This is a genomic window from Shewanella sp. NKUCC05_KAH (assembly GCF_019345585.1).
GTDB classification, from domain to species: domain Bacteria; phylum Pseudomonadota; class Gammaproteobacteria; order Enterobacterales; family Shewanellaceae; genus Shewanella; species Shewanella oncorhynchi.
The window spans coordinates 38,572-53,364 of record NZ_JAHKQZ010000016.1 but is presented as its reverse complement, the minus strand read 5'-3'; the positions used below and the strand labels follow the sequence as shown (position 1 = coordinate 53,364).

Genomic DNA, 14,793 nt, shown 5'->3' with positions numbered 1-14,793 from the left:
GCCCTTGAATCGGGTATAATCGCCACTATATATATCCCAATATAGCCGCTAAGAGTACTGAGTATGTTAGACACTAAATTTGATGAACTGATGGATTTCCCTTGCGCATTTCCTTTTAAGGTCGTCGGTGAAGCCCACGAAACGCTAACTGACAAAGTCGTGGCTGTGGTACAAAAACATGCACCGGGTGATTATTCACCTTCGACAAAAACGTCGAGCAAAGGTAGCTATCACTCCATTACCATCCGCGTGACAGTGACCAGCAAAGACCATATCGAAATTTTGTACACTGAACTTGCCGCCATCGAAGGCGTACGCCGCGTACTATAAATATTCCTCAAGGCCATGAAATGTGATCTGTCTTACATTTATGGTCAAGAGGCGTATAATAGCGCCACTCAATTCTAAGGGGAGAGGTTGCCCTTGCAAGACACGACTTTGCACATTCGGCATCTTGGAAAACAAGATTACGAATCAGTGTGGCATGCCATGCAGCATTACACTGACACGCGTAATAGTGAGAGCCCAGATGAGCTGTGGATAGTAGAACACCCACCCGTGTTTACCCAAGGCCAAGCTGGTAAAAGCGAGCATATTTTGAATGCTGGCGATATTCCTGTGATCCAAGTGGACCGTGGTGGCCAAGTCACTTACCACGGCCCTGGACAACTAGTGGTATATCCTCTTCTCGACATAAAACGTAGTAAAGTCGGCGTGCGTCAACTCGTTACTCATATAGAGCAAAGCATTGTCGATATGCTCGCCAAGTACGACATTAACGCTTATGCCAAGGCCGATGCGCCTGGCGTATATGTGGATGAACGTAAAATTGCCTCCCTCGGGTTACGCATTCGTAAAGGCTGTTCATTCCATGGATTAGCCCTTAATGTCGATATGGATTTAGCACCATTTCGCCGCATCAACCCTTGCGGTTATGCCGGTCTTGAAATGGTGCAATGCAAAGCACTTGGCGGACCACAAACCGTGATTGAAGCGGGCGAGCAACTTACTATTACTTTTAGCCAATTACTGGGCTATCAACACCTAGTTCATCATCAAGGATTAGCAGCGTCATGAATAGGCCTGAACGTTTACAACCCGGAGTAAAACTAAGAGATGCCGATAAAGTGTCTCGTATTCCGGTCAAAATCGTCCCATCAGAGCGCGACACTATGTTGCGTAAACCCGATTGGTTACGGGTTAAACTGCCGGCATCGAATCAACGCATTTTAGACATCAAGCAAGCGCTGCGTAAAAATGGCCTGCACTCTGTCTGTGAAGAAGCCTCTTGCCCTAACCTCGCGGAATGCTTCAACCACGGCACAGCAACCTTTATGATTTTGGGTGCGATTTGTACACGTCGTTGCCCATTCTGCGACGTGGCCCATGGTCGTCCGCTTAAGCCTGATGCTGAAGAACCAGTTAAATTGGCGCAAACTATCCGCGATATGAAGCTGAAATATGTGGTGATTACCTCTGTAGATCGTGACGATTTACGTGATGGTGGCGCCCAGCATTTTGCCGATTGTATTCGTGAGATCCGCAAACTTAATCCGGACATCAAGATCGAAACCTTAGTGCCTGATTTCCGTGGTCGTATCGATGCTGCCTTAGATATTTTATCGACTGAGCCGCCTGATGTGTTTAACCACAACTTAGAAACGGCGCCCATGCATTATCGTAAAGCGCGCCCAGGTGCGAATTACCAATGGTCGCTCGATCTGCTCAAACGCTTTAAAGAACGTCATCCAAATGTGCCAACTAAATCAGGTCTGATGATGGGACTGGGTGAAACCAACGAAGAGATCGCTCAAGTACTGCGTGATCTGCGTGAACATAAAGTTGAAATGCTGACCTTAGGCCAATACCTACAGCCGTCTAAGTTCCATTTGCCGGTTGAACGTTATGTGCCACCAGCCGAGTTTGATGAGCTTAAAGCCTTAGCCGATGAGTTAGGTTTTACCCATGCAGCCTGTGGCCCATTAGTGCGCTCAAGCTACCATGCGGACCTGCAAGCCCAAGGTAAAGAAGTGAAATAACCTTCTTGCTTAGATGCAGAGCTCAAGTGATGTAGAGTTCAGGGTTATTAAAATAGAAAAACAGCGCCTTAGGCGCTGTTTTTTATTGACTGTTTTTTTATGACTGTTGTTTATGAAGAGTGGTTCGTATAGCTGTCGTTTTTCGACATAAATGCTAATGCTCAGCTTATTCTTGGTTTATCGCTAAATCCATCAAGATAGCATCTTCTTTACCGCCCTCTATCGGGTAGTAACCTTTGCGACGTCCCGATTCAATAAAGCCAGCCTTTTGATATAAAGCACGGGCGCCGAGATTAGACTCTCGCACTTCTAACATAAGCACCACAGCGCCCGATACCTTGGCCGATGCCATCACAGCCTTGAGTAATAACTTACCGTAACCTTTACCCTGCTGACTCGGTAATAGGCAAATATCCAATAAAGTCACTTCATCGATAATTTGCTGCACTATCGCAAACCCTAAGAGTCCTTCGACGTGATAAGTATCTGAATCCGAAACGACGTCAATATTTGCCTCAGTATTTGCATCTACCTCTAAGTGAGCACTCAGCTTTAAACCTAGGACACGGTACAAGTGACCAAAACAATCGGCAAGATTACCCTCACTCATGGGATGGCTATGGGCCAAGGATTCAAGCTGCGCCATTTGGGGAACATCTTCAAGCGTGAGAGCCACAAGCTCAACAGGCAAACCTACTGTCAATTGTGCTGCGAATGGTGTCGTGAATAGACTATCTACTGGTGGGATGTTCAACGCCGGTATTCCAAAGTATTGGTTATTAATGTATTTACGAGTAGAGCTTAAGACTTGCTTGGCGCTTGGCCGCTAACTTGGTCGCGCCATTGGTAAATCTGCTGCCATAGCGCGCTTTTAGCCTGCCAACCCACCAATAAATCGGCCAACGGCTCAGACACTAACCATGCGGTACGTGGCCTAACTTTGTGACGTCGCAGATCCCAAACGATCTGTTTACCCGTATGGGGCTCACAGTCAAAATCACATTCGTCACGCTTTATGTCGATAAGCGTTAGCACAGCGTCAATAAGCGGCTCTGCTTCTGGTAACTCACCGTTTTCATCCCAAATCACTAAATAAGGTTTCACCTTAGTGTCGCGCACTCGCCAAGTTGTCACATTCATGGCGGTTAAATAGGCTGATTTATTCATTAAGGTCAGTTTTATTCAATTAAAGTATCGACTCACAATATGCCGCTAGGATAGCAGTTCTGCCATGGCATTGTTACTGCAGCACGGCGAAAGGAGATGATATCTGGCTTTATCGCTTACGAGATTTAACACTCGAAAGTTCAATCGAATTTATAGATTTACAAAATCTAATTTACTCATTTTACATTTAATATCAGAAGATTAGACTAAACACACTCAGTAAGACAATAGAAGGAAAACGCCATGATTAACATAGGTATCAATCAAGCTCACAGAGAAGAAATCGCCGCAGGGCTAAACCAACTATTGGCTGACAGCTACAGTCTTTACCTTAAGACCCATAGCTTTCACTGGAACGTTACTGGCCCAATGTTCACTAGCTTACACTTGCTATTTGAACAGCAGTATACCGAACTTGCCCTTGCGGTCGACCTTATCGCAGAGCGTGTACGTGCATTAGGCGCCAGAGCACTCGGCTCATATTCAGCCTATGCCGCGCTAACCGAGATAAAAGAAGATCAAGGTGTCACTCAAGCCGAAACCATGATCCGCGAACTATTAAGCGATCAGGAGCTAGTGATCCGCAATGCCAGAGCCTTGTATCCGCTGGTGAATCAAGCGAATGATGAAGCGACTGCGGACTTACTCACCCAGCGCATCCAACTGCATGAGAAAAACGCTTGGATGTTACGCAGCTTACTCGCAGAATAATCGCTAAATAGATTATTGCTCTGACCAAAGCAAAAAGTCGCCAAGTAAACACTTGGCGACTTTTGCATTTAAAGCTTGATCAAACAGAATAGATTAGAGGTACTTAATCCAAGCCTGAGTGCTGTGCTTTTTATACTCGCTAAATCGCTTAACGGGATAATATAATGCGATGGCTAACACGCCCGCAATGAACCAAACCCATCCTATATTGCTCACTCCAAAGTACTCACCATGGTTTGCGCCAAAGATGAATTTCGCTAAAGTATAAAGCAGTAACAGCACGTACAAATGTAAGATATAGAAAAACATAGGGACTGAGCCAAACACAGACAACCCATGGCCCACTCGCGCTAATCTCCCACCCACTTTCCCACTTGATGCAAAATACCGCTCAAAGGCCACTAAGCAAAAGAACATGCCGCCTAAGGTCACCAGTAAAAAGCTTAATGATGGCGGGTATTTCGTTAAATTGAATACCGACATCAAGGTTTCACCTAAATGTGCTCCCGACTGCCAAGGCAAGGTTTCGCCATAAAGGTTAAACCCACGTAGCACCGCAAAAAGTACCCAACAGCTGATCCCTAAAAACAGCAGCTTTTGCTGGCGAGCCAATGCATCAAGATGGCTTCCGTTCGGTTTATTACTAAAAAGTGGCCCTGCAACATAACCAAGTAAAATCACCCCAATCCAAGGCAGCACGGGATAACTCACCTTAACCCTAAGCGCACCTTCGCTGACGAGATAACCGCGGTCGTGCAATATGGTCCACAGACCGTAAGCCCACTCACTGGGCTGAAAACCAATTGGCGTCAACAGATTATGGCCAAAAACAATCGCAAATCCTAAAAGGGCCATCCAAGGTCTAGGCAGGTTTATCAGCGCAGCGAGCGCTAACATACTCAGACCAATCACCCAAATCACCTGTAACCAAAGGGTGTAATAGCTGACCATCCAAGAGAGGTTAGAGAAGTTAATCACTAAAATTTCCAGCGCGATTAAAAACAGCCCGCGTTTAATCAAAAACATACGTGCTGAACGTGGCTCGCCATGGCTACGATTGGCATAAAGCCATGCAGAAACCCCGGTTAAGAACACAAAGACCGGCGCACAAAAATGGGCGGCAAAGCGACTCACAAAAAGCCCCCAAGAGGTCGAACTCAAATCCATAGGATCGCTCACCTGCATGTGAAAGAAAAACCGCTCCCGCACATGGTCGAGTAACATAATAAGCATCACGGCGCCGCGCATCATATCGATACTATTAATCCGGGTGCGGCCAATAGAACGACCCAGTTCTTGCTCGGCAAAACCTGAAGATAACGCTGGGTTAGCACTGATATTAGAACTCATAGCTGACACTCACTTTAATGCTACGTGGCTCACCCGGCACGGCCCAAAGAGCGGAATAGCTACTTGCGATGTAATGTTCATCCAGTAAGTTATCCAGATTCACTCCAAGGCTTAAGTTGTCGCTTAAGTGGGTGTTCATAAACAACCCAAGTAACTGATAAGAAGGCAATTGAAAACTAGGATCGGCAGAATCGCCGAGGCGCGAATCCACATAACGCCAGCTAAGCCCTAGATGACCATCAATAGAAAGCCTATTCAAATCCTGTTTCAGAATCACACTCGCGGTATGCTTTGGCACATTCACCAGTGGACTGCCTGCAGGAATGAGCACGCCCCAATCAGGATTCAAGCTGTCATTGGCGGTACGGGTATTAAGATAGGCATAGGATAATTTTGCTTGTAAATCCTCCGTCAGTTCGGCGGCTAAATCGAGTTCAACCCCGCTACTTTTAGCTTTACCTAAGGTGGCAGAAAAACCAACATTGATAGGATCTGAGGTCAAGATATTGCTCTTTTGAGCATCGAACACGGCTAAACTACCGTTTATAGGAAGATCGTTTAACCAAGTACCATTAAACTTCATCCCCAGTTCAACCGACTGACTCTCTTCCGCTTCGAAGGGCTTACCCGCAAAGTCAGTTCCAGAAAGCGGTAAAAAGCCTTCAGAATAAGAGCTATAGAAACTTAAGGCATCGGACCATAAATACACCAGACCCACCTTGGGGCTGACTCGACTATCGGTTTGCTCTGACAGAGTATCTTTCGCGACTTCACTGATATCTTGCTGATAACTATCGAACCTTAGCCCAAGGTGCAGCTTCCACTTTTCAGTTAAATCCATTTGATCTTGCAGATAGGTCCCCCACGCCTTTTGAGTCTCGTTATTCTCATACAACAAACTCACCTCTGGCTGAGGCCCACCGTATTGAGGGGTATAGATATCGATGGCGTATTCACCTTTTTTGCCCCGATAACGATACAGTCCCGTCTTCAAATTGTAGTGATAGGCATCGGCACCAAGCAGCAAATTATGACGAATAAAACCCGTATCCACATGACCACTTAACTCTAGACGCAGTGAATTGTCCTCAGAGGCGTAGTCACGATATCTGTGCTGCCTAGTCAGCGTGCGACCATCATCAAATAGCGATTGCCGCCCCTTTGCTAACTCGGCATCAGACGAATACCCCTTCAAGCTAGAGTCTCGGTAGTTATAGCCAGCAGTTAATGACCAATCATCATTTAATTCATAGTCATAGGTCAGCTGATGTCCTGTGGCATTCACCTCCGTTGCGCCATCATTAGGCTCACCTAAATAACGCGAGCGGGGTACGGTATTAATATCGTTATTGAGCACAATAATGCCGCGATCGAATAGCTGTTCCTGCTTGAGATATTCCATTTCATACAGCAAGGAAGCTTTTTCGGAAATCTGCCAACGCACAGACGGCGTAACGATTTTTTTATCGCTAAACACATAATCACGAAAACTATCGTGTTCCTGCCAAGCGCCATTAATCCGAAATGCCAAGTTATCGGTTAAACCTGAGGTCACATCACCTTCTAACCGATATTGGTCGAAACTCCCAGCCGATGCTTTTAAATAACCACTGGTTTCATATTGGGGTTTCTTAGTGACGATATTAACTGTGCCACCGGGTTCCGAGCGGCCATAAAGTGCCGAACCTGGGCCTTTTAAAATCTCGACATAGGCAACGTTTGATAAATCTCTATGACCACTGAAACCTCGGCCACCATTAAAGCCATTGATTAAATACCCCGATGGCATGTTTTCGTTGCCCGGAAAGCCGCGTAGGGAAAAACTATCCCATAAACCACCGCCATTGTTTTGCCGCGCCACACTCGCGGAATAGTCCAGTACATCTTGAAACCGCGTCAGCCCCGCGTCTTTTATCAATTGCTCGTCTAACACACTGATCGCTTGGGGAAGTTCAGTTGAGGACACATTGCCACGATAGGCTTGGCGATAGTGGATACTTAAACGTTCAATATCAGTGTCAAGCACTGCGTCACTCACAGTATCAATAGCTTGTGAACTCGATTGACTGCTTTCTGCGGCCAACAGCATTGAAATAGGATTGAGCACAAACAAGGCACCCAGCAACAGCGCAGTGCGCTTAGGGACATAAAAAGAAGTCATTTTCACTCCGAAAATAAACAGCATCGGCGCCTTAGCTAAGCCAAGGCGCTCAAAGTTAATTAAGATAAATTGAATAAACAGTAACTTATGCTGTTATGGGCGGAGCACGACTATTGAAGAAACGACTAAAAGGTCGCTTAAAGGAAACGGCCTGAAACTCAACCGAGATATAACCCTGCTGAGCGAGTTGAAAATGAAAGGGTGTACTGGTTAGCGCATGTTGCAACTGGTGCTGATGTAAGCACAGCGAACAATTGGCCTTAGAGTCTTCACTAGCATGGGAAACACTGTGAACAGCAATGGCAACAGACAATAGCACCAATATGGCAGCAAGCCATATCGCTAGGGTGCGTCTTGTTTGTATCACACTATTCAAACCCTACTTCCTCAGATAATTTGGCAGGCGATTGTATGTTAAGCACTACTAAAGTTGCAAACCGATTTACCTAAGCCGTAGGGCTTAAATGTTACAAGAGGTAACTGATCTAATGAGTCATTAGCTATGCCGTCCATAGACTATTTGCAGCCAGCTACTTTACATAACCCTTTAACACATCATCAATCATGATATTAAGGGATGTTATGCCCGCACCTGTAATATACCAAGCCTCTGGATCCACAAAAATAACATTCCCCGTCTTCCAAGCATTGGTCTCACGCAAGAGAGAGTTATCTATGGACTGTTTATCCAATACTGGGCTTCGCTCCATCACTGCGGTTCTGTCTACCACATAAATGATGTCGGGATTGTTTTCAAGAATAAACTCGCTTGATACAGGTTGACCGTGCAATCCCATCTGCTCTGACAAGCTAGCGGGTTTAACCCCTAGCGCACTGTAAATAAACCCATACCGAGAACGAATACCTAAAAATCGAAAAGCGCCGTTATTATATAGCACCACCAAGGCTTTTTCAGGCCTGTCCTTAATCACCATTCTGGCGGCTTGGATCTTACTTTCCAGTTCATCCACTTTATGTTTTGCCAAGGTTTGCTTATCGAATAATTTACCCAGCATCAATAAGTGTTTTGTGACTATATCAAAGTAATCGCTGTTGCTGTCTTGGTAATCAATATCCAAATGAATGGTTGGTGCCAAATTGGAAAGCGCTTGATAATGACTAGCTTGAACGGATGACATCAGCACCAAATCGGGTTTAAGTGCATAAATACGTTCCATATTGGGTTGAACGATAGCGCCTAAATCAACGATATCACTATTGTTGCTGTAGTCTTTCAGGTAGTAAGGAACAAAATCCTTTGGCATACCGACAATCGGAACACCCAACTGTTCGAGATAGTCGACTTCATTCATATCTAGGGCCGCAACGCGTACTGGCCGTTTTGTAATAACAGTAGTGCCCAACTTATGCTCTACCTCTATCGGGGCAAACTCCAACTCAACCGTTGAAGCACTCGTATCCGATGATGCAGGCTGTAATGACTCGGTTTTATTGTCGCAGGCCAGCAAAAAAGCCGAGCTAAATAACAGAATCGCTACCACTTTAGTCCCACTTCTACATTTCGACGTCACTTGTATTCTCCTTGTAAGTTGAAGTTGAAATAGTTACATACTGTTCCTTGGTTCGTTTTCAGCACCTCAAGATCCAGTTCGTACAGTGCTTTTAACCTTTGTGCTGTGACGACCTCTTCAACGGGTCCAGCGCAGTGCACAACGCCTTGCTTCATACCGACAATATAGTCGGAGTAGTTAGCCGCAAAATTGATATCGTGAACCACTAACACGACCGTTCGTTTGTAATCGTCACACAGATGGCGAAGTGCCCGCATGATGCTAACGGCGTGTTTCATATCCAGATTGTTGAGCGGTTCATCTAACAATAAATAATCCGTTTGCTGCGCAATCGCCATTGCCAGAAAAGCCATTTGGCGTTGTCCGCCGCTAAGTTCATCAATAAATACATTGGCTAATGACTGTAAAGCTAAAAACGACAGCGCTTCATCAATGGCGCGATGATCTTCCTTTGTGAGTGCCCCTTGGCTATAGGGAAAACGACCAAATGCCACTAACTCCCTGACCGTTAGGCGTAAATTGAGGCTGTTAAACTGACGCATGGTTGCCACTTGCTTGGCATAATCCTTCAAGGGAATATTGTGGATAGCAGTACCTTTGAGTAATACCTCGCCCTGCTGGATATTCAGTAACCGACCAATCGACATCAGTAAGGTACTTTTGCCGGCACCGTTGGGGCCGATAAGAGAAGTCATTTGATGTTCGGGAAATTGTGCAGTGACATTTTTTAGCACAGGTTTCGCGCCATAAGACTGATATAAGTTATTGACGGTTATCACACTGCGCTCCGAGGTTTAAGAATTAATACAAAGAAATAGGCACCACAAAATAGATTAATTAGCAGCCCAACACTGGTTTGATAATTAAACAGATGCTCAACAAGCATTTGCGCGATCAGAAAAACCGAGATAGCAACAGCGCATCCTGTTATCAAGGTAAATGAGTGCAACGGATGCCTTGCCAGTGCATAGGCCATATTCGCGACAAATATCCCCATAAAAGCAGTCGGCCCCACTAAACTGGTTGATATTGCGACCAATACCGCGATAAGACCCAATAGCAGGCGCACCACTTTTTGATAATCAATACCAAGAGAGATAGCTTGCTCCCGCCCCATCAGTAATACATCAAGCACTGCACGCACTCTCCAAGCGGCAATACACACGGCACTGACAAGCACCAGAGAGATAAGCAATTGCTCTGGTTGAGCGCGGTTGAACGACGCTAGGCTATAGCTCTGGAAAATAGAAAACTCACCGGGACTGATAGAATATTGGATTAACTGAGTAAAACTGCCTAACACCACAGTGAGCACTAAGCCCACAAGCAGTAGGAAGAACACATCATGTCGATCTCCACTAAATAGCCAACGGTGAATCGCCATTGAGTAAAGCAGCATCACCACGACTGAGACAAAGAAATTGCTGTTAGCGGTGATCAGAATACTGCTGCCCGCCCCTAAGATAAGGATCAACAGTGCCTGCAAAATCAGGTAAACCCCTTCATACCCCATGATAGATGGCGTTAAAATGCGATTTCCGGCTAAGGTCTGAAACAATATCGAAGAAAACGCAATACAGACACCACCAAGGCAAATAGTGCCCAAACGCACCAATCGATTCGGTATGACATAGTCAAAATCAAAGCCTGAGCCCATCAATAAAAATGTGACTGCCAACATAATAGGCAGCCCCCAGCTCAAAAAACGCCATGCACTGTCTTTCATTTGATTTTCCAAACGATAACTAAAAATATGAGTCCACCTAAACAGCTTGCCGTTAGACCTATAGGAATTTCAAAGGGATACAAAACAAGCCGACCAAGCAAGTCACAGATAATCAGTAGCGTTGCGCCAGCAAAGGCGATAATAGGCAAGGTGCGTTTTAAATTATCGCCGTAACGCATAGCGACAAGATTAGGAATAATCAAACCAATAAATGGAATGCTCCCGACTGTGATAACTGTGGTCGCTATAGTCAGGGAAACCAGCACTAACCCTAAGATAACTAGGTTGAAATAACTCAGGCCTAGTGTGGTAGCCAAGCCTTCGCCCATTCCCACTATGGTAAAGCGCTGTGCATAAAGGTAGGTCAGTATGACCACGGGAAGGATCAGATAGATGATTTCGTAGTTGCCCTGCACGATTTTTGAAAAATCACCCAGCATCCATCCCTGCATACTCTGCATCATATTGTTTTGATAAGCATAAAGTTCCGCTATCGCACTGAGTACACTGCCAAACATAATCCCAATAATTGGAATGAGCACCGGACTCTTATACCGAATACCACGAATAATCAGAATAAAGGCTAAGCTCAAAAGCAAGCAAAAAACCAAAGCCCCCAACATTCTGGCGGTGACACCCATACTCGGGGCATGAATGATTGAAATTAATATGCCTAGTTTGGCGGCATCAAGCCCGCCACAAGTAGCAGGTTCAACAAACTTGTTTTGCACAATCTGCTGTAATATCACGCCACAGACAGCGAGCCCTACACCTGAGCAAATCAAGGCAAAGAGCCGCGGCAGACGACTCGCAGATAACACCAACCAGACATCATCCGAGAACGTCAGCATCTGCGTCACAGAGGCATACTTTGCGCCTAGCAGCAATGAGGCAAAACAAAGCACAAAAAAGCACGTCAGTGCATAAACCACCTTCACAAACTGTTACTTCCTATACGCAATAAATCTTGTACTAATCTGCAGCCGCTATGAGGTTTTCATATCGACGCGCTATGTTTGAGCCTTATCAGATCCCCCTGCCTTTTGGGCATGGGTAACGGCAATACCCGCTAACACTAAGTCACGTTTTCGCTCCCACCATCTGCGTGCGCCCACCTTCATGATGTCTACCATCGCATTTATCTGCTCAGCTTTATCAGGGAGCTTGGTGGCTTCATCTTCCCAAATTGCGATAATTCGCTCTTTACGTGTCCGACCATCGGCTTCTGGTTTAGTGGTTGACCACCATCCCAAAAAGCACTCCCCCACCATGTCAACTAAGATATCAACGGCAAGCACAGCCTCATCGAGGGAGAAGCCTTTGCGTTGCAGCTTTTCGACCGATTCAGCAAAAGAACGTATACCCGATGACGGCGTAACACTGGCCTGATGGATAGATTCAGCGAGGCCAGGATGACGCTCATAGAGTGCCCAAATGGCATCGGTCAATATGATCAATTCACTCCGCCAATCGGTGGCCGCTGGCGCTCGCCAGTCAAGCTCATTGATAGCAAGCTCAGCGGCAATGGAAATAACATCATTCCGACCTGCTACGTGATGGTAGAGGGAAGAATGATCGACCTTTAAATGCGCCGCTATAGCTGGGATAGTCGCTTGATCAACCCCAATCTCCAACGCAGCTCTGGCGATAGCCTCACGGGAAATACGGCTAGGTCTGCCACGCTGGCGTTTTTGAGTGGGTTGATCCGGTACTTGTGTCATATCGATAAGGTTTCCAAGGCAAAAAAGCCATTCTAACCGCTCTTGCTACCCGCTGCATGGCAATAGCCAATACCGCGGGTAGAAGCTAGCCGCTAAAACTTCGCCCTAACGCCTACTCCTATTTCTCGAGGTTCAAGTAAATATGCATCCACGCCTCCGGTACTTCTGTCAGCCATTTTTGCCACGGGTGCACGTTCATCCAGCAAATTGCGTGCATAAACAAAGGCTTCAAAATATTGGTTGATTTGATAGGAAGAATTCAGGTTTACCGTAGTGTAAGATCCCACTCTTAACTCTGGCTCATTGGTATCCGTTGAAAAGTATCCATCCGTATGACGCACATCACCGCTCACTTTGATAGTGTCTGTGATTGAATAGTCAAACCCTATATTGAACATATATCCCGGCGCTTTACTAAACTTGTTGCCGACAAACTCCTCGCCACGGTAGTCATTAAATTCACTTATCTCAGTTTCAAGTAAACCCAGCCCACCATATAAGCTAAAACTATCGGCAACTTTAAAGTTCCAATCTAATTCAATCCCATAGCTTTGCGCTTCATCGGCATTAATAATGACAGAACCAAAGGGACGTCCATCGAGGTAGTCAGTAACTGAACGTTGTGAATCCTTAAAGCGGGTGTAGAAGAGATTGCTATTTATGATTAAGCGTTGTTCAAGCAGATCGATACGGGTAAAAAGTTCATAGTTCCATGCCGATTCGGCATCGAATGTATAATATTCGCCGCCGCGGAAGTTAATACCTGTGCCCCCTGGAATGTTACCTTCACTGATCATCGCGCCGACCAAGACGTTATCTGTCAGATCATAGGACAGGGCAACCTTAGGTAATAACGCCGTAAACGTTTCTTCATATTGATGGCGCACACCTGGGATGTAGCTGGCAATACCATCGTGGCTAATTTCATCAGACTGATAACGAAGAGCGCTGGTGAATGCCCACTTAGGTGAGAAGCGCCATATGACTTCACCGTAGGGGGCAAAACTGGTATGTCTCAGGTCGGCGTCGGCATTACCAAATACGTTATTCAGCTTGTTATTCGTTTTATCATCCCAGTAGAAGACACCGGCAACCCCACTAAACTCTGAACTTTTGTCACCAAAGTTCAGCCTTATATCATTCGAAAAGTTTTCATTATCTCGTTTTGCAATCCCTTGATAAGGTGCTGCGAAGCGATAATCAAACTGCCCTTCTGAATACTGCAGTTGGTTATGCAGCTTCATCCCATTGTCGAACACATATTCAAGATCAAAAATCCCGACATGATTGCTGACTTCTTGATTATCCTGAAAAATTGAACGATTTTCTAAGTCATCATAGGGTTCTGATACCACCTCGTTTCTGGGACGTTTAGCCTCAGTGGAGGAATAAGTCAGCATGGCGGAAAAGTTGCTGTATTTTTCGGGTTCCCATAGCAACTTCGCCCGTAGATTTTGGTTTTTAAACTCAAAATCTAAATCATGGGCAGTAAACTCTGGGTTAACGTAATCAACAAAGGTATCTCTAGCGCTGTAATCTGCGCTAATTCTTGCGGCAAAGTCATTACTGAGCGCACCGGACGCCATAACCGAAAAACGCTGCTTATTCCGACTGCCATAAAGTGCTTGTGCTGCAAATTCTGGCGTATAAGTGGGGTTATGGGTATGGATCACTACAGCGCCAGCAATACTGTTGGCTCCTTGACTGGTCGTTTGCGGACCACGGTAGACTTCAATAGACGACACATCCCACACGCCTGCGGCGCCTAAATCCAGTTCTGCGGGGCTCAGATATTTACCATCAACACTGATAGTTGCCCCAGGCACAGGCTTAGATAAGTAGGCATTACCCGCAGCAACAGGCCCTTTAGTATCCGTTCCGCGGATAATGGGCGCATCGGTATTTCCGGCATAAATTAAGTTTGGCGTACCGCCGAGAATTTCAGAAATTGTTGATTGGTCGGCATTTTTCCTCAACTGTTCTTCAGTGATCACTGTCACTGAGCTCGCCGTTTCCTTCAGCGTCCGCTCGATTTTCTGACCGTAAACTGTGATGACTTCAATATTTCCCGCTGCATCTTGTTGCTTGGATTGCTTATCTGGAGCAGTTCCACTGTCAGCAATAGTTGAGCCTGAAATAGCGCTAAGCCCCAGCGCAAGAGAACCGATAACCCACTTTGATTGTGGGTAAAACTTACCAAATCGGGGCATGTGTAATAACTCCTTATACGAAAGATTTGTTGCCAATGAGAATAGTTATCAATTATATTATCGCCGTTCAAAACATTTATCAACACCGTGTTGATAAATAAAAATGACCGCTTAATATGGTCGCCATCTTATGGCGGTTCAATTTTTATGAAACAAGGAATTTGGCTCGTGGATGT

At 45.6% G+C, this 14,793-nt stretch carries 15 protein-coding genes; 4 read left to right on the top strand and 11 right to left on the bottom strand.

Annotated features, from left to right (window positions below):
- Positions 1–63 precede the first annotated feature (63 nt).
- The 3 genes from ybeD to lipA all read left to right on the top strand — a co-directional run bounded on the left by ybeD (position 64) and on the right by lipA (position 2,039).
- Complete coding sequence (gene ybeD / locus KO533_RS14875; protein ID WP_006082758.1) at positions 64–330, top strand: DUF493 family protein YbeD; 267 nt, start codon at positions 64–66, stop codon at positions 328–330.
- 93 nt (positions 331–423) lie between these two features.
- Positions 424–1,077: a lipoyl(octanoyl) transferase LipB gene (lipB, locus tag KO533_RS14870; protein ID WP_028761484.1), complete on the top strand. Its 654-nt coding sequence runs from the start codon at positions 424–426 to the stop codon at positions 1,075–1,077.
- The gene (gene lipA / locus KO533_RS14865; RefSeq protein WP_028761485.1) at positions 1,074–2,039 is read left to right on the top strand and encodes a lipoyl synthase; all 966 of its coding nucleotides are present in this window, start codon (positions 1,074–1,076) and stop codon (positions 2,037–2,039) included. The genes lipB and lipA overlap by 4 nt, the downstream gene beginning before the upstream one ends.
- 166 nt (positions 2,040–2,205) lie before the next feature.
- On the opposite strand, the gene rimI is transcribed toward lipA, so the two are convergent.
- Together rimI and KO533_RS14855 are read right to left on the bottom strand one after the other, a co-directional pair.
- Entirely contained in the window at positions 2,206–2,685 is a 480-nt protein-coding gene (gene rimI, locus KO533_RS14860; RefSeq protein WP_251073460.1) for a ribosomal protein S18-alanine N-acetyltransferase, read from the bottom strand.
- 155 nt (positions 2,686–2,840) lie between these two features.
- Positions 2,841–3,206, bottom strand: a complete 366-nt coding sequence (locus KO533_RS14855) for a hypothetical protein (RefSeq protein ID WP_028761487.1) — start codon at positions 3,204–3,206, stop codon at positions 2,841–2,843.
- Positions 3,207–3,449: 243 nt separating this feature from the next.
- On the opposite strand from KO533_RS14855, the gene dpsA reads away from it, so the two are divergent.
- Positions 3,450–3,917, top strand: a complete 468-nt coding sequence (gene dpsA / locus KO533_RS14850; protein WP_028761488.1) for a DNA starvation/stationary phase protection protein DpsA — start codon at positions 3,450–3,452, stop codon at positions 3,915–3,917.
- Between the two features lie 93 nt (positions 3,918–4,010).
- Here the strand turns inward: dpsA and KO533_RS14845 are convergent, their stop codons facing one another.
- From KO533_RS14845 to KO533_RS14805, 9 genes are all read right to left on the bottom strand, one after another.
- On the bottom strand, positions 4,011–5,267 hold the full coding sequence (locus KO533_RS14845; RefSeq protein ID WP_219254900.1) for a heparan-alpha-glucosaminide N-acetyltransferase domain-containing protein: 1,257 nt from the start codon (positions 5,265–5,267) through the stop codon (positions 4,011–4,013).
- Complete coding sequence (locus KO533_RS14840; RefSeq protein ID WP_219254898.1) at positions 5,257–7,428, bottom strand: TonB-dependent siderophore receptor; 2,172 nt, start codon at positions 7,426–7,428, stop codon at positions 5,257–5,259. Before KO533_RS14840 ends, KO533_RS14845 begins: the two co-directional genes overlap by 11 nt.
- 85 nt (positions 7,429–7,513) lie before the next feature.
- Positions 7,514–7,804 carry a DUF2607 family protein gene (locus KO533_RS14835; RefSeq protein ID WP_028761491.1) on the bottom strand — a complete coding sequence of 97 codons (291 nt, stop codon included), beginning with the start codon at positions 7,802–7,804 and terminating at the stop codon, positions 7,514–7,516.
- A 154-nt stretch (positions 7,805–7,958) separates the two neighbouring features.
- A complete protein-coding gene (locus tag KO533_RS14830; protein ID WP_219254896.1) occupies positions 7,959–8,960 on the bottom strand; it encodes a siderophore ABC transporter substrate-binding protein in 1,002 nt (333 codons plus the stop codon).
- Positions 8,957–9,739 carry an ATP-binding cassette domain-containing protein gene (locus tag KO533_RS14825; RefSeq protein ID WP_014611499.1) on the bottom strand — a complete coding sequence of 261 codons (783 nt, stop codon included), beginning with the start codon at positions 9,737–9,739 and terminating at the stop codon, positions 8,957–8,959. Before KO533_RS14825 ends, KO533_RS14830 begins: the two co-directional genes overlap by 4 nt.
- Entirely contained in the window at positions 9,736–10,686 is a 951-nt protein-coding gene (locus tag KO533_RS14820) for an iron chelate uptake ABC transporter family permease subunit (RefSeq protein ID WP_219254894.1), read from the bottom strand. Before KO533_RS14820 ends, KO533_RS14825 begins: the two co-directional genes overlap by 4 nt.
- A complete protein-coding gene (locus KO533_RS14815) occupies positions 10,683–11,624 on the bottom strand; it encodes an iron chelate uptake ABC transporter family permease subunit (RefSeq protein WP_346014705.1) in 942 nt (313 codons plus the stop codon). Before KO533_RS14815 ends, KO533_RS14820 begins: the two co-directional genes overlap by 4 nt.
- 72 nt (positions 11,625–11,696) lie before the next feature.
- The gene (locus KO533_RS14810; protein WP_115016893.1) at positions 11,697–12,407 is read right to left on the bottom strand and encodes a TetR/AcrR family transcriptional regulator; all 711 of its coding nucleotides are present in this window, start codon (positions 12,405–12,407) and stop codon (positions 11,697–11,699) included.
- A 92-nt stretch (positions 12,408–12,499) separates the two neighbouring features.
- The gene (locus tag KO533_RS14805; RefSeq protein ID WP_219254892.1) at positions 12,500–14,617 is read right to left on the bottom strand and encodes a TonB-dependent receptor; all 2,118 of its coding nucleotides are present in this window, start codon (positions 14,615–14,617) and stop codon (positions 12,500–12,502) included.
- Between the last annotated feature and the right edge of the window lie 176 nt (positions 14,618–14,793).

Coding starts and splice junctions, on each gene's coding strand:
- ybeD (WP_006082758.1), top strand. CDS start 64: ATGTTAGACACTAAATTTGATGAACTGATGGATTTCCCTTGCGCATTT.
- lipA (WP_028761485.1), top strand. CDS start 1,074: ATGAATAGGCCTGAACGTTTACAACCCGGAGTAAAACTAAGAGATGCC.
- rimI (WP_251073460.1), bottom strand. CDS start 2,685: ATGGCGCAGCTTGAATCCTTGGCCCATAGCCATCCCATGAGTGAGGGT.
- KO533_RS14855 (WP_028761487.1), bottom strand. CDS start 3,206: ATGAATAAATCAGCCTATTTAACCGCCATGAATGTGACAACTTGGCGA.
- dpsA (WP_028761488.1), top strand. CDS start 3,450: ATGATTAACATAGGTATCAATCAAGCTCACAGAGAAGAAATCGCCGCA.
- KO533_RS14845 (WP_219254900.1), bottom strand. CDS start 5,267: ATGAGTTCTAATATCAGTGCTAACCCAGCGTTATCTTCAGGTTTTGCC.
- KO533_RS14840 (WP_219254898.1), bottom strand. CDS start 7,428: ATGACTTCTTTTTATGTCCCTAAGCGCACTGCGCTGTTGCTGGGTGCC.
- KO533_RS14820 (WP_219254894.1), bottom strand. CDS start 10,686: ATGAAAGACAGTGCATGGCGTTTTTTGAGCTGGGGGCTGCCTATTATG.
- KO533_RS14810 (WP_115016893.1), bottom strand. CDS start 12,407: ATGACACAAGTACCGGATCAACCCACTCAAAAACGCCAGCGTGGCAGA.
- KO533_RS14805 (WP_219254892.1), bottom strand. CDS start 14,617: ATGCCCCGATTTGGTAAGTTTTACCCACAATCAAAGTGGGTTATCGGT.